At 64.3% G+C, this 13600-nt stretch carries 14 protein-coding genes; 10 read left to right on the top strand and 4 right to left on the bottom strand.

The genetic code is table 11. From position 1 onward, the window contains the following. Nucleotides 1–113: 113 nt before the first annotated feature. The 4 genes from fmt to EGN72_RS06440 all read left to right on the top strand — a co-directional run bounded on the left by fmt (nt 114) and on the right by EGN72_RS06440 (nt 2238). The gene (fmt, locus tag EGN72_RS06455; protein WP_127045839.1) at nt 114–1010 is read left to right on the top strand and encodes a methionyl-tRNA formyltransferase; all 897 of its coding nucleotides are present in this window, start codon (nt 114–116) and stop codon (nt 1008–1010) included. A 71-nt stretch (nt 1011–1081) separates the two neighbouring features. Beyond that, nucleotides 1082–1522 carry an EVE domain-containing protein gene (locus EGN72_RS06450; protein WP_127045838.1) on the top strand — a complete coding sequence of 147 codons (441 nt, stop codon included), beginning with the start codon at nt 1082–1084 and terminating at the stop codon, nt 1520–1522. A gap of 57 nt (nt 1523–1579) precedes the next feature. Next, nucleotides 1580–1948 carry a hypothetical protein gene (locus EGN72_RS06445; protein WP_127045837.1) on the top strand — a complete coding sequence of 123 codons (369 nt, stop codon included), beginning with the start codon at nt 1580–1582 and terminating at the stop codon, nt 1946–1948. Between the two features lie 50 nt (nt 1949–1998). After that, nucleotides 1999–2238 carry a GlsB/YeaQ/YmgE family stress response membrane protein gene (locus EGN72_RS06440; RefSeq protein ID WP_127045836.1) on the top strand — a complete coding sequence of 80 codons (240 nt, stop codon included), beginning with the start codon at nt 1999–2001 and terminating at the stop codon, nt 2236–2238. Here the strand turns inward: EGN72_RS06440 and EGN72_RS06435 are convergent. Further along, nucleotides 2231–2725, bottom strand: a complete 495-nt coding sequence (locus EGN72_RS06435) for a transcriptional regulator (protein ID WP_127045835.1) — start codon at nt 2723–2725, stop codon at nt 2231–2233. The two genes, EGN72_RS06440 and EGN72_RS06435, sit on opposite strands and share 8 nt — an antisense overlap. 46 nt (nt 2726–2771) lie before the next feature. Then, nucleotides 2772–3122, bottom strand: coding sequence for a hypothetical protein (locus tag EGN72_RS06430; RefSeq protein WP_127045834.1), 351 nt, complete (start codon nt 3120–3122; stop codon nt 2772–2774). A gap of 156 nt (nt 3123–3278) precedes the next feature. Here EGN72_RS06430 and EGN72_RS06425 point away from each other — a divergent pair, with 156 nt between their 5' ends. The 6 genes from EGN72_RS06425 (at nt 3279) to EGN72_RS06400 (ending at nt 8921) form a co-directional block, all read left to right on the top strand. Beyond that, entirely contained in the window at nt 3279–4208 is a 930-nt protein-coding gene (locus EGN72_RS06425; RefSeq protein WP_127045833.1) for a threonine-phosphate decarboxylase, read from the top strand. Next, the gene (cbiB, locus tag EGN72_RS06420; protein WP_127045832.1) at nt 4205–5113 is read left to right on the top strand and encodes an adenosylcobinamide-phosphate synthase CbiB; all 909 of its coding nucleotides are present in this window, start codon (nt 4205–4207) and stop codon (nt 5111–5113) included. The genes EGN72_RS06425 and cbiB overlap by 4 nt, the downstream gene beginning before the upstream one ends. Nucleotides 5114–5164: 51 nt before the next feature. Next, on the top strand, nt 5165–6217 hold the full coding sequence (locus tag EGN72_RS06415) for a Gfo/Idh/MocA family protein (RefSeq protein WP_127045831.1): 1053 nt from the start codon (nt 5165–5167) through the stop codon (nt 6215–6217). Nucleotides 6218–6292: 75 nt separating this feature from the next. Continuing rightward, nucleotides 6293–7480, top strand: a complete 1188-nt coding sequence (locus EGN72_RS06410) for a lytic murein transglycosylase (RefSeq protein ID WP_127045830.1) — start codon at nt 6293–6295, stop codon at nt 7478–7480. After that, entirely contained in the window at nt 7477–8379 is a 903-nt protein-coding gene (locus tag EGN72_RS06405) for a glycosyltransferase family 2 protein (RefSeq protein WP_127045829.1), read from the top strand. The genes EGN72_RS06410 and EGN72_RS06405 overlap by 4 nt, the downstream gene beginning before the upstream one ends. Beyond that, nucleotides 8376–8921, top strand: a complete 546-nt coding sequence (locus tag EGN72_RS06400) for a hypothetical protein (protein ID WP_127045828.1) — start codon at nt 8376–8378, stop codon at nt 8919–8921. The genes EGN72_RS06405 and EGN72_RS06400 overlap by 4 nt, the downstream gene beginning before the upstream one ends. An 83-nt stretch (nt 8922–9004) precedes the next feature. Here the strand turns inward: EGN72_RS06400 and EGN72_RS06395 are convergent, their stop codons facing one another. Continuing rightward, nucleotides 9005–9958: an endonuclease/exonuclease/phosphatase family protein gene (locus EGN72_RS06395; RefSeq protein WP_127045827.1), complete on the bottom strand. Its 954-nt coding sequence runs from the start codon at nt 9956–9958 to the stop codon at nt 9005–9007. 176 nt (nt 9959–10134) lie between these two features. After that, nucleotides 10135–13590, bottom strand: coding sequence for a chromosome segregation protein SMC (gene smc, locus EGN72_RS06390; protein WP_127045826.1), 3456 nt, complete (start codon nt 13588–13590; stop codon nt 10135–10137). Nucleotides 13591–13600: the final 10 nt, after the last annotated feature.

Here is a 13600-nt window from a genome sequence, read left to right as displayed (position 1 = left end):
GCTGCGCAAGGCACGCAAGGCAAGCTAGCGGTGGGTTGCCACCCACCCTACACCAAACCCGTAGGGTGGGTGTAAACCCACCACCCCCCCCCCGCAACGAGAGGAGCCAGCCGATGCGTGTAATCTTCATGGGAACCCCGGATTTCTCGGTTCCGGTTCTTGACGCCCTTGCGAAAAATCATGACGTGGTCGCGGTTTATTCCCAGCCCCCGCGCCCCGCCGGACGCGGCAAGAAAGACCGCCCTTCGCCCGTCCAGCAACGGGCAGAGGCGCTGGGCCTGCCGGTGCGCCATCCCGTTTCGCTGCGCACGCCCGAGGCGGCGGCGGAGTTTGCAGCCCTGAACGCCGATATCGCGGTGGTTGTGGCTTACGGCTTGATATTGCCGCAAAATATCCTCGACGCGCCACGCCACGGCTGCCTGAACATCCACGCCTCCTTGTTGCCGCGCTGGCGTGGGGCCGCCCCCATTCATCGCGCCATTCTGGCAGGCGATGCGGCTACGGGCATTTGCATCATGCAGATGGAGGCAGGGCTGGATACAGGCCCCGTGCTGCTGCGGCAGGAAACGCCCATCGCTCCGCAAGAGACGACCCAAGACCTGCATGACCGCCTGTCGCAGATGGGGGCAGCACTTATCCTGCAAGCGCTGGATGCGCTGCCGAATCTGAAACCGGACCCGCAGCTTGAGACCGGCGTGACCTATGCCGCCAAGATCGACAAATCCGAGGCGCGGATTGACTGGTCGCAGCCCGCCGAAATCGTCGACCGCCAGATCCGCGGCCTGTCCCCCTTTCCCGGTGCGTGGTGCGATGTGGACGGCGAGCGGGTGAAACTGCTCCGCTCTCGCATTGCCTCTGGCGCGGGCAAGGCCGGCGCGGTTCTGGACGGTTTCACCATCGCCTGCGGCACCGGCGCGGTTGAGGTGCTGCAAGCCCAGCGCGAAGGCAAACGCCCCGCCGCCGCGTCTGATATTCTGCGCGGCTTTTCCCTGCCCGACCGGCTCGGCTGACCGGACCCTCCTGCCGGGAACTGTCAGCAGGCAGCTGATAGACCCCACCAAAGCATCAAGGAGAGGTCGGTATGCGGAACTACTGGGTCGGCGTGGCATCGGCAGATCATGTGGCGATAGGCCGGGCGCAAGGTTTCATGCAGGTCTGCCACGGCAAAGGCGGGCCTTTGCGCCGCATCCGTCCGGGGGATGGCGTGATCTATTATTCCCCCGCGCAAACCATGGGCGGCAAGGACGGGTTGCAAAGTTTCACCGCCATCGGCACCGCGCTGGACCGCCCACCCTATCAGAAAGATATGGGCGGCGGCTTCATCCCGTTTCGGCGCGATGTGGCATGGCAAGACAGCCGCACCACCCCCATCCGCCCGCTGCTGGACCAGTTGGAGCTGACGCGCGGACGGCGCAACTGGGGCTATGTGTTCCGCTTTGGCCTTGTGCCGATTTCACCGTCGGATTTCGATGCGATTGCCCAGCGGATGACAAATGCTGTCACCACCGCGCAGGCCGATTGACCCCTGAAAATTCGCGCCCTAAGTTTGGGTCAATGCAACCAAACCAAAGGGAACCCGATGAAATCCTTGCTTCTGACTGCCGCTTTCCTCACTGCTTTCGCCGCCCCCACGCTGGCCGAAGATGCGGGCCCGACTATTGCGCAATTGGACAACATCGTGATGAGCGAGAGGCTGATCGCGGCGGGCACCGCGCGCAAAGACGCTGTGCTGATCCTTGCCGGCATCAAGCTGCGCAATGACCTTGCTGCCGACATGGGAACCGTTGCCGATGCGCCGACCAGCAAGGAAGATGCTTATGCAGCTGCCCGCGCGGCTGCTGCCGGCGACGATGCCTTGCTCGGCATGATTGATGACATGGAAGCAGAAGGCTCTCGCCGGATGCCGATTTGCACATATAATACCTATGGCAGCAATTACTGCTATTGATAGGCATCGGCGGGGCCATCCCTGCCCCGCCAACTTCGGGAACCTACCTCATGCCCATGATCCTGTTTATTGTCATCATCGGGGCCGCCGCCGGGTTTCTGGCAACGCGCCTGATGAAAGTGCAAGCCGATGTGCCAACCACCATCGCGATCGGGGTTGTCGGCTCGGTTGTGGGCTGGGCAATCTTGCGGGTCCTTGTTTCAGTGACCGGCGCCGTCGCCATGTTTGTCGGCGCGGTGCTGGGGGCGGTGCTGCTGCTGTGGCTCTGGCAGCGTTACGGGCCTAAATAAGGCGCTTGGCTGCCTCTTTCAGGCGAAAGCCCTTGCCACCCATTTCCGCCCAAGCCGATTGCCCTTGCCACAGCGCAAACAGCAATGCCGCCGTCTCATCGGTTTTGGCACCGTTGCCCAGCCGTGCGGCCAGCAAACGTTCCACCCGCAGCCGCCAGTCTGCCGCGCGCCGCCGCAAGGCCGCATCACGCCGCGACACAGCCAGCAAATCCGTGCAATCGGGCAGGGCTTTCAACAGCTTGTGCAGGCTTTTGCCCGCTGTCGCCTCGGCTTCGGACAAGGCCGCATCGGCGGCATCCCACCCGGCATGGATCGCAGCCTGCACCATTCCCGATTGCGTGCCGAATCGTTGCACCAAGGTCGCGGGGGCCAAGCCACACGCCCGCCCGACAGCGGCATGCGACAAGCCTTGTTCTCCCGCCTCGGCCAGAAGGCGAAGAACGGTGTGAAACACCTCTGTGTCAGGAATGGTTTTGGGTCTGGCCATGGCACCAGCTTACCGCAAACCGCGCGCAGGTCACGCCGATTTCACCTTATTGCTTCGGCAAAAAACCCACCGGCGCGTTTTCATCCCGCCAGAAATCGAGCGCAGCCTTATCCGCCACGGGGGTAGAGCGTTTGAAATCGCAAATCAGCTCTCCATTCTCGGTGGTGGAGGCAACGATCAGGCATTGGAAGATATGGTTGGCCCCGTCATAAACATCAACCAAACCACGCAAGCGCGGCGTGCAGTCCGCATCCAGCGCAATCCCGCCATCCCACATCCGCAGTATAGGAAACACCGCATCGCCCAGTTGCACCCGCAAACGCGACCGACGCCGCTGGTCGCGCTTTTTCGCGGCTTCCAGCCCGTCCCGAACCTCTTGTGGCAAATATTCCAACATGATGCGTCCTCTCCCTTTCAATTAGTCTGCGTCAAAATCCGTTAAAATCAAGACAATGCTGTGACAGTTTTTCGTTTCTGTCGGCATGGGGCACAAAAGCCACGTTGCTCTTGCCTGCAAAATCAGGTTTCTGGGCGGCAACGGGGCGGGGGACAGATGACCGAAAAAGCAGATCATGGCGGCGGGATTGATGCAGCGGTGGCGCAGTTTGGCGGCACCCGCGCGGGATGGGTTGATTTGTCGACAGGCATCAACCCGCTGCCCTATCCCTTGGGCGATTTGCCCGCCGATCTGTGGAACGCCTTGCCGGATGAGGCGGCCTTTGCCCGGCTGGAACAGGCGGCGCGGCTGTTCTGGAACATCCCGCAATCGGCTGCCGTTCTGGCCGCCCCCGGTGCCAGCGCCTTGATCGCGCGGATGCCCGTGCTGGCCGCCCCTGCGGCGGTGCATATTCCTGGCCCCACCTATAACGAACACGCCCGCGCCTTTGCCGCCCAAGGCTGGGTGCCCGCTGACAGCGCCGACACCCGCGTGATCGTGCATCCCAATAACCCCGACGGGCGGCTGTGGCGCAAGGATGATCTGGCCCCGCTGACCATCATCGACGAAAGCTTTTGCGATGTGACGCCAGAGGCAACCCTGATCGCCGAGGCCGCACAGCCCAAACGCATCATCCTGAAAAGCTTTGGCAAATTCTGGGGCCTTGCGGGGCTTCGGCTTGGCTTTGCCATCGGCGACCCGGCGCTGATCTCCAGATTGGCCAGTGGTATCGGGCCTTGGGCCGTCTCTGGCCCCGCGCTGGCAATCGGGGCGCGCGCGCTGTCCGATCCGGCATGGGCCGAGGCGACGCGCACCCGCCTTGCCGCCGATGCGCAGCGGCTTGATGCGCTGATGGGGCTGCCGGTGGTGGGCGGCACATCCCTGTTCCGCCTTTACGATGCAGGCGATGCCGCAGCCTTGCAAACCCGCCTTGCCCGCGCCCATATCTGGACCCGCATCTTCCCCTACTCCGCCCGCTGGGTCCGGCTTGGCCTGCCCGGCACCGCCGATCACTGGTCCCGCCTGCAACAGGCGCTTTGCGCATGAGCGCGGCGCTGCTGCTTCCCGCCCTTTTGCTCGATGCCGCCTTGGGCGAGCCGAAATGGCTGTGGGATCGTTTTCCCCACCCCGCCGTCCTGATGGGCCGCGCGGTCAGCCTTGCCGATAAACGGCTGAACACCGGCAGGGAACGCCGCAGCAAGGGCGTGCTGGCGATGGCGCTGCTGGGGCTGGGGGCCTGGGCCTTGGGCTGGCTGATTGCCGCGGTGCCGGATTTCGGGCTGCTGGAAATCATCGCCGCGGCTATCCTTCTGGCGCAGAAATCGCTGGTGCAGCATGTGCGCGCCGTGGCCGATGGCTTGCGCCGCTCGCTGCCCGATGGACGGCGCGCGGTGGCGATGATTGTTGGGCGCGATACCGCACAACTGGACCGGGCCGCCGTCTCGCGCGCCGCCATTGAAAGCGCGGCCGAGAACCTGTCCGATGGCGTCATCGCCCCTGCCTTCTGGTTCCTGATCCTTGGGCTGCCGGGGCTGATGCTGTATAAAATCACCAATACCGCCGACAGCATGATCGGCCACCGCACCCCCCGGCATGAGGAATTCGGCTGGGCCGCCGCACGGTTCGATGACCTGCTGAACCTGATCCCGGCCCGGCTGACCGCCGCGCTCATCGCGATCAGCCACCTGCATTTCGACCCCAAGCCCATTCTGCGCGACGCGCCCCTGCATCGTTCCCCCAATGCAGGCTGGCCCGAAGCGGCGATGGCTGTCATCCTTAACACCTCGCTGTCGGGGCCGCGCAGCTATAACGGCAAGATGCAAGAGTTTCCTTGGGTCTGGGCTGAGGGCAGCCGCACCCCCGGCCCCGACCAGATCGACGCCGCCTGCAACGCGCTCTGGCGCGCGTGGGGCTTGATGCTGCTGCTGACGGCGGTTCTGGCAAGTATTTGACGCCGCGCGCCCTTTTTGATCTGTTGCCAGCACAAAGGGAGAAAGACGCCGATGACACAGCCAAACCTGCCCCCCCAAATCGGTATCGCCCTGATCGGGGCGGGGATGATCGCGCCGACCCATGTGTCCGCCATTTCCGCCGCGCGAAACCACCTTAGCCTGAAGGCGATTGTCTCGCGCAATACCGAAAAGGCCGCGCCTCTGGCCGCCCTTTATGCCGGGGCCGCGCCGCTGTTCACCGCCGATCTGGCGAAGATCACCGCGAACCCCGATATTCAGATGGCCATCGTCGCCACTCCGCCCAGCGTGCGGATTGAATTGATCACCGCACTGGCATCGGCGGGCAAACATATCCTGCTGGAAAAACCCGTGGCCCGCACCACAGCCGAGGCCGAAGAGGTGGTGCGCATCTGCGAGGATGCCGGCGTCTCGCTTGGTATCCTGTTCCAACACCGCGCCCGCGCGCCGTCAATCGCGGCGGCGCGGCTTGTCGCCAGCGGCACGCTGGGCGCGCTGGGCCATGTGGAAATCGCAGCGCCTTTGTGGCGTGACCAATCTTACTATGATGAACTGGGGCGCGGCACCTATGCCCGCGATGGCGGCGGCGTTCTGATTACCCAAGCCATCCACACCATCGACCTTGCCCTTAGCCTGACAGGCCCGGTAACGTCGGTGCAGGCCATGACGGCCACCACGCCCCTGCACCGGATGGAGGCCGAAGACCTTGCCGTGGCAGGCCTGCGCTTTGCCTGCGGGGCCGTGGGGTCGCTCGTCGCCAGCACCGCCACCTTCCCGCATGGCAAGGAAAGCATCACCCTGCATTATGAAAACGCCTCGCTGCGGGTGGGCACCGATGTGATGGAGGTTACTTGGCGCGATGGCCGCAGCGCACGCGAACCGGCAGCCGGCGGCACCCCCGGCGAAACCGGGCCAGTGGTGGCAAAATTCGAATGGCATCAAGCAATCATCGAAGATTTCGCCCAAGCGCTGCGGGGCGGCGGCGCCCCGATGGTCACGGGCCGTCAGGCCTTGGCCTCTCACCGCCTGATCACCGCAATCGAAACCTCCTCGCGCAGTGGCTGCGTGGTGTCGCTTGTGTCGTGATCGGCAGGCACGATGCCCGGTTGCCTCTGGTCCGCTTGCTGCTAGTCTGATCGCGTTCACGCCCTGGAGTCCCTGATGCACCGCGCTGCTGTCTCTTTGCTGTCCGGCACGGCCCTGTTTCTGGGCCTTGCCGCCACCGCCCCGGCCCTTGCCGCCCCTTGCGGCGGCACGTTTACGGATTTCATCACCGCGATGAAGGCAGAGGCAGTTCAGGCAGGCATCTCCCCCGCTGACACCGACCGCTTTTTCGCAGGCATCACCCAAGACCCCAAAGTGCTGAAGGCTGACCGCAGCCAAGGCGTGTTTCGCAAACCCTTCACCGAGTTTGCCCGCAGCCTGATCAGCCAGAACCGCATCGACAACGGCAAGGCCAATGCCCGCAAACACGCCGCCCTCTTTGCCCGGGCCGAGTCGGATTACGGCATCCCACCCGGTATCCTGCTGGCCTTCTGGGCGTTCGAGACGGATTTCGGCAGCTTTCAGGGCGATTTCAACACCGCCAACGCGCTGGCCACCCTTGCGCATGATTGCCGCCGCCCCGCGTTGTTCCAGCCGCAGCTTCTGGCCGCAATCAAGCTGTGGCAACAGGGCATGTTTGACCCGGCAACCACCACCGGCGCCTGGGCCGGGGAAATCGGCATGGTTCAGATGCTGCCCGCCGATATCCTTGCACGCGGGGTGGATGGCGATGGCGATGGCCGCGTCAGCCTGAAAACCTCGGTCCCCGATGCGATCCTGTCCGGGGCGGCCATGCTGCGCGATCTTGGCTGGCGCAAGGGCGAACCGTGGCTGCAAGAGGTTGCCCTGCCGCCCTCCCTGCCGTGGGAGAAAACCGGCCTGCGCAGCACGCTGACCGGCCCGGAATGGGCCACCCTTGGCGTCACCGCCCGCACCGGCACACTTGCAGACCTTCCCGCCTCGCTGATCCTGCCCGAAGGCCGCAAAGGCCCTGCCTTCCTTGCCTATCCGAACTTCCAAACCCTGTTCGAATGGAACCAAAGCTTCGTCTATGTCACCACCGCCGCCTATTTCGCCACCCGGCTTGGCGGCGCGCCGGTGTTTTCCGCAGGCAATCCCGACCCGCAGCTTTCGCTGGACGATACCAAACGCCTGCAAGAAAAGCTGCAACAGCGCGGCTATGATGTCGGCGGGGTCGATGGCATCCTTGGCACCAATACCCGTGATGCGGTGCGGCAGGAACAACTCCGCCTCGGCCTGCCCGCCGATGCCTGGCCCACCCTCGACTTGCTGGAGGCGTTATGACCACCTGGGGCATCTGTGCCACCGTCAAATCCACCCCCGAACAGGTGCAGGCCTTCGCCGCCTATCACCTCGCCCTTGGTGCCGCCCATATCTGGTTGCATTTCGATGACCCGGATGACCCGGCGGCCGATCTGTTCTCCCACCCGCGCATCACCACCCAACGCTGCACCGACAGCTACTGGATGGACTACATCGGCAAACGGCCAGAGCGGCACCAGAACCGCCAAGGCCGCAACATGCACCGCATCTACAAAACCGCCGCCCTGCCATGGATCGCGCATATCGACGTGGATGAATACATCCTGCCCGATACAGATACCGATATCGCCACCGCCCTTGCCGCCTTGCCCGCCGATCAACCCATGCTCCGCCTCGCCCCATGGGAGGCGCTGCATGACCCCGCGCTGCCCGATGACATCTTTACCGCCCGCCATTTCCGCGCCGCCCTGAACGGCCAACGCAATGAGGCCGCCCGCACCCGCGCCTTCGGCCCCTATGCACCGCTTCTGTCCAATGGCGTGCTGTCCCATTCCGCCGGGAAATGCTTTTTCCGCACCGGCCTTTCGCGGTTCGAACCCCGCCTGCACGGCGCATTCCGCGCCGGCGCCCGCGTGCCGGGCGGCGACTTCGCCCAAGGTATCGCCCTGCTGCATTTCCACGCCGAAGACCCGGCCCGCTGGCGCAACCGCCTGCATTTCCGCCTGACCAAAGGCGCCTATCAATACAACCCGCCGCTGCAAGACTGGCTTCTGACAGCCTCAGACCCCGAGATTGACCAGTTCTACACCGCCACCCAAACCGCCACCCCCGAAACGCTGGACAAACTGCGCGCCGAACAGGCGCTGCTGACAGCCAGCCTCAACCTGCGCCAAAAAATCACCGACATGGGGCCGCTATGACCATCACCACAGCCGAACTCAACGCCGCCCTGCCGCATATCCTCGCCGCGCCCAAAACCGAAAGCCGCATTGAAACCCTGTGCTTTCGCCCCGCCTATAACCAACGCACCTTCCCCGACCATCTGGACCTGACCCGCGCGGCAGGCGTCCCCGGCGAACGCTGGCTTACTGCCCCTTGGCTGCGCCTGCCCGATGGCAGCCCCGATCCCAGCATTCAGGTGTCCATCCTTCCCCTGCGCGTCCTCAACCTTGTCTGGATCGACCGCGAGAATACGCCGCATCCCGGCGACACCATCATCGCCGATCTCGATACCAGCCTCGCCAACCTGCCCGAAGGCACATTGCTGCAAGCGGGCAGCGCTCTCCTGCGCGTCTCCTCGGTGTTCAACGATGGCTGCGTGAAATGGAAAGCCCGCTACGGCGCGGATGCCAAAAACTGGATCACAGCCCCCGGCCACCCCGACCTGCGCCTGCGCGGCGTGCTTTGCGCGGTCGAACAGGATGGCACAATCCGCACAAGCGACCGCATCACCAAACTCTGATCCGCGCTTTCATCTTGGCAAAAATACCTGCGGGGGTGAATGCGCCTCAAGGCGCAGAGGGGGTGCGCGCACCCCCTGCCTCCTTACGGCAAAAGGTAATCAGCATATATCGGGTAATGATCGCTGGGCCAGCGTCCGCCAAACTTCTGGCGCAACACCACAGGGGGCGCGGCAAGCTGCATATCTGCCGTGGTCGCGATATGGTCAATCGCGCCAAACAGGTTCATCCCCCGGTTCAGATGATAGGTTGACCCCTCGACAGGCGCAAAACGCAGCCCCTTGGCCTCAAACCCCTGCACAATGCTGGACCCAAGCCGCGCATTCAAATCGCCCATCAACACCACCGTCTCGCCCCGCGCCAGCAAAGGGGCCATGCGCTCTTGCACCAGCGCCGCCGACTGCCTGCGATTGCTGGCGCTCTTGAACTCAAAATGCATGGTGAACACAGTAAACGGCGTGCCGCCGCCCTTGGGCGCAAATTTCACCCAAGAGGCAAAGGCGGGGTAAGACCCGTTGAACGTCCGCGAATAAATCACATCCGGCGTCTCGGAAAAGAAAAACCACCCCTGATCCAACACCCGCAGCTTTGCGTCCCGGTAAAAAATCGGCTGGGTCGAAGGGAAGCTGCGATGATCCCCCACCGCCGCCGCCTTGTAACCGGGGTTTTGCGCCAGCAGATAATCCAGCGTCAGATTGGTGCTGCCATCATCGCCATGGGCAAAACTCTCCATCTCCTGAAACGCCATCACATCGGCTCCGACCGCCTTGAAGGCTAGGTCCATCGGCGCTTTGCGCGCTTCCCAATCGCCAACCGACCACGCTCCCGTGGCTTTGCTCAGGATGATGTAATGCACATTGAAACTGGCAAAACGCAGGCTGTTTTCGGGCGGTGGCTGCACCACGGGCTCACCGCCGTTGCGCTGCTGCTGCACACAGGCGACCAAGCCCAGCAGCACAAGGCCACCCCCAAAGGCCAATGCCGCCCGGCGCAAGATCCGCCGCACAGGGCCGTCTGGTTTGTGTTCCCGTCCGCTCATATCGCCTGCACTCCGCTTCAGGATGCACCTGCCAGTCTCTGCCACAAGACACAAATCACCAATCTGTCAGAACCCGCGCGAAACCGTTAACAAACGATGAATAAAAATCATCTTATCGTTTTCAATCAATGGCTTGCGAAACATTCCGCGCGCGATTCACCGCTGCGGAATCGCGGTCAGGCTACCATCGCTTCCGCCCGCTTCAAATCCACACTGACAAGCTGGCTCACCCCTTGCTCGGCCATGGTAACGCCGAACAAACGGTCCATCCGGGCCATCGTGACCGCATGGTGGGTGATGATCAAAAACCGGGTTTCGGTGCGGCGGGTCATCTCATCCAGCAGGTCGCAGAATCGGGTCACGTTCGCATCATCCAGCGGCGCGTCCACCTCATCCAGCACACAAATCGGGGCCGGATTGGCAAGGAAAACCGCAAAGATCAGCGCCATCGCCGTCAGGGTCTGCTCGCCACCCGACAGCAGGCTCAGCGTGGCCAGTTTCTTGCCCGGCGGCTGACACATGATTTCCAGCCCCGCTTCCAGCGGATCATCCGATTCCACCAGCACCAGCCGCGCCTCACCGCCGCCGAACAGATGGGTGAACAGCGTCCCGAAAGAGTTGTTAACCTGCTCAAACGCCGTCAAAAGCCGCTCGCGCCCTTCGCGGTTCAGGCCCGCGATACCGCCGCGCAGCTTCTTGATCGCCTCTTCCAGATCGGTCTTTTCAGCGGCCAGCGTGTCATGTTCCTCCTGCACCGCTTTCGCGTCCTCTTCGGCCCGCAGGTTGACGGCACCCAAAGCCTCCCGCTGACGTTTCAAGCGGCTGACCTCATTTTCCAGATGCTCCAAATCGGGCATCTTGTCGGGGTCGGCGTCCAGTGTTTCCAAAAGCTTTGCTGGCGAACATTCCGCCTCCTCGCGGATCCGCAGGGCGGCGGCATCGCGGGCTTCCACGGCGGCCTCATGCCGGGCCTCGGTGCGGGCGCGGGCTTCGCGGGCCTCGCCTGCCAGACGCTCAGCCTCCCGTTCATGCAAGGTCGCCTCGCGCAGCTTTGTCTCCGCCTCGGCCAGCGCATCGGCTGCCGCCGCGCGGCGGGTTTCTGCTGCCGCCATCGCATCGGCAAGCTCCTCGCGCTGGATCGCGATTTCTTCGGGGGCGGCTTGGGCGTCTTCCAGTTCTTCCTCGGTCTGGGCCTTCCGCTCGGCCAGTTCCTTGTTCCGCTTTTCTGCCGTGTCCAAGCGGTGCTTCCAGCCCGAGATTTCCTTCGTCACCTCTTGCCGCCGCTTCAGCCGTGCCTCGCCTTCGCGCCGCAATTCATCATGCGCCGAGCGGCGGGTCATCATGGTGATCCGCGCGGCTTCGACCGTGGTTTTCAACGCCTCAACAGCCGCGCGGGCGGCGTCGAGATCGGGCAGCGTCTCCACTGCATGTCTGGCATCGCGCAGCGCGGCGCGGGCTTCGGTTGCTTCGGTTTCAAACCGGCTGACGGCCAGCCGCGCGGCCTCTTGCTTGCCGCTGGCGATGGAACGGTCGGCCTCGGCGCGGGCGAGCGCGCGGTTCGCTTCGGTCACGCGGGAATCGGCGGCACGACGCGCATCGCGGGCCATTTGATCGGCGCGGGCCAGTTCAGCCAGACGCGCTTGCAGGTTTTCATGCGCCATCTTGGCCCCATCGGCGCGGGCAGCGACATCTTCCAGATCGCGTTTCAATTGCACCAGGCGGTTCAACTGCTTCAACCGCAATGCGGCGGCCGAGGGCGCGTCATCGGCCCCGGCGCGGAACCCGTCCCAGCGCCACAGGTCGCCCGCAACGCTGACAAGGCGCTGACCGGGGCGCAGCGCGGCCTGCATCGCCGCACCCTGATCGCGGCTGACAAGGCCGATTTGCCCGATCCGGCGGCGCAGCACGGCAGGCACCTGCACCCAGTTTGCCAAAGGCGTGGCCCCGGCGGGCAAGGCGGCATCTTCGTCATAATCGGGCAGGCTGGCCCAGCCGGACACGGCATCGCCCTGCACCGCAGGCGCGCGCAGATCATCGGCAAGTGCCGCGCCAAGGGCCGCCTCATAGCCCGGCTCTACCCGGCACTGGTCCAGCACTTGCGACCCGGCGGCGGATTCGCGTTCCACCAAGCGTGCCAAGGCCGCCACTTCGGCGCGCAGAGCGTTTGCCTCGCCTTCGGCTTCGGACCGCATGGCGCGGGCATCGGCCTCGCGGCTTTGGGCGTCGGCGCGGGCCTCCTCGGCGTTTTCCAGCGCCTCCTCGGTGGCTTCGGCCAGGGCCATCGCCTCTTCCTGCGCGATTTCGGCGGCCTCATAGGCTTCGGCAGAGCGGGTCTCGAATTCCTGCGCTTCGCTCAGCGCATCTTTGGCGCGGGCGGCAGAGGCTTCGGCCTTGTCGACCGTTGCCTGAGTATCGGCCAGCAAGCGCTGCCCGGATTGGTGGCGGGCCGCAAGCCGGGCGACATCTTCGGTCATATCCGACATGCCGCCTTCGCGTTCGGTCAGCACGGCCCCGGCTTCGCGCGCCGCCTCGGCGGCCTCGCGCAGCTTGTCGTCATGGCCATCGGCCGCGCGGGCCAGTTGCTCGGCCTCCCATTCCAGCCGTTCGATCGTATCCTGCGCGTCGCGGTTGAGGCCGGTTTCCCGCTCCATATCGCGCGACAATTGTTCAATCCGGGCGCGCAGCGTTTCGATGGTTTGCAGGGCGCGGGCCTCGGTATCGTTCAGCGCATCGCGTTGCACGGTGAGGCGCTGCAAAATGGCACCTGCAATCGCCTCTTCCTCGCGCTTGGGGGGCAAAGCGGATTCCGCTTGCGCGCGGGCATCTTCGGCGGCGCGGGACAGGGCTTCGGCCTTGCCTGCCTGCACCAGACGGTCCCGCAGCAGGGTTTCCGCCTCGGTCACGGCGATATCAGCCTCGCGCCAGCGACGATAGAGCAGCATGCCCTCGCTGCGGCGCAATTCGCTGCCAATCTCGCGGTAGCGGGCGGCTTGGCGGGCCTGACGGGCAAGGGTGCCAAGCTGTGCGGCCAATGCCTCCAGCACGTCATCGACCCGCGCGAGGTTGGTTTCGGTGGCGGTCAGCCGCAGTTCTGCCTCATGCCGGCGTTGATAGAGGCCGGAAATGCCTGCGGCTTCCTCAAGGATACGGCGGCGGGCCTTGGGTTTGGCATTGATCAGTTCGGCAATCTGCCCTTGCCGCACCAGTGCAGGCGAATGGGCCCCGGTCGAGGCATCGGCGAACAGCATCTGAATATCACGCGCGCGCACATCGCGGGTATTCGCCTTATAGGCAGAGCCAGCGTCGCGGGTGATGCGGCGGGTGATCTCGATCTGATCAGCCTCGTTGAACCCCGAGGGGGCAAGCCTGTCCTGATTGTCGATCACCAAGGCCACTTCGGCAAAGTTGCGCGCCGGGCGGGTGGAGGTGCCTGCAAAGATCACATCTTCCATACCGCCGCCGCGCATGGCGGTGGGTCGGTTTTCGCCCATCACCCAGCGCAAGGCCTCTAGCAGATTCGACTTGCCACAGCCATTTGGCCCGACCACGCCTGTCAGCCCCTCATGGATAATCAAATCCGTGGGGTCGACAAAGCTTTTGAAGCCGTTGAGCCGGAGACGGTTAAATCGCAAAGTAGAGGCA

The sequence above is a fragment of the Pseudorhodobacter sp. E13 genome, assembly GCF_003991405.1.
GTDB lineage: Bacteria > Pseudomonadota > Alphaproteobacteria > Rhodobacterales > Rhodobacteraceae > Pseudorhodobacter.
This window is presented reverse-complemented; position numbering and strand designations above follow the sequence as displayed.

Excerpts from the sequence above, each read along its gene's own strand:
- EGN72_RS06425 (WP_127045833.1), top strand. The coding sequence starts at position 3,279 with ATGACCGAAAAAGCAGATCATGGCGGCGGGATTGATGCAGCGGTGGCG.
- cbiB (WP_127045832.1), top strand. The coding sequence starts at position 4,205 with ATGAGCGCGGCGCTGCTGCTTCCCGCCCTTTTGCTCGATGCCGCCTTG.
- EGN72_RS06405 (WP_127045829.1), top strand. The coding sequence starts at position 7,477 with ATGACCACCTGGGGCATCTGTGCCACCGTCAAATCCACCCCCGAACAG.
- EGN72_RS06395 (WP_127045827.1), bottom strand. The coding sequence starts at position 9,958 with ATGAGCGGACGGGAACACAAACCAGACGGCCCTGTGCGGCGGATCTTG.
- EGN72_RS06400 (WP_127045828.1), top strand. The coding sequence starts at position 8,376 with ATGACCATCACCACAGCCGAACTCAACGCCGCCCTGCCGCATATCCTC.
- EGN72_RS06430 (WP_127045834.1), bottom strand. The coding sequence starts at position 3,122 with ATGTTGGAATATTTGCCACAAGAGGTTCGGGACGGGCTGGAAGCCGCG.
- EGN72_RS06410 (WP_127045830.1), top strand. The coding sequence starts at position 6,293 with ATGCACCGCGCTGCTGTCTCTTTGCTGTCCGGCACGGCCCTGTTTCTG.
- fmt (WP_127045839.1), top strand. The coding sequence starts at position 114 with ATGCGTGTAATCTTCATGGGAACCCCGGATTTCTCGGTTCCGGTTCTT.
- EGN72_RS06450 (WP_127045838.1), top strand. The coding sequence starts at position 1,082 with ATGCGGAACTACTGGGTCGGCGTGGCATCGGCAGATCATGTGGCGATA.
- EGN72_RS06445 (WP_127045837.1), top strand. The coding sequence starts at position 1,580 with ATGAAATCCTTGCTTCTGACTGCCGCTTTCCTCACTGCTTTCGCCGCC.
- EGN72_RS06440 (WP_127045836.1), top strand. The coding sequence starts at position 1,999 with ATGCCCATGATCCTGTTTATTGTCATCATCGGGGCCGCCGCCGGGTTT.
- EGN72_RS06435 (WP_127045835.1), bottom strand. The coding sequence starts at position 2,725 with ATGGCCAGACCCAAAACCATTCCTGACACAGAGGTGTTTCACACCGTT.
- EGN72_RS06415 (WP_127045831.1), top strand. The coding sequence starts at position 5,165 with ATGACACAGCCAAACCTGCCCCCCCAAATCGGTATCGCCCTGATCGGG.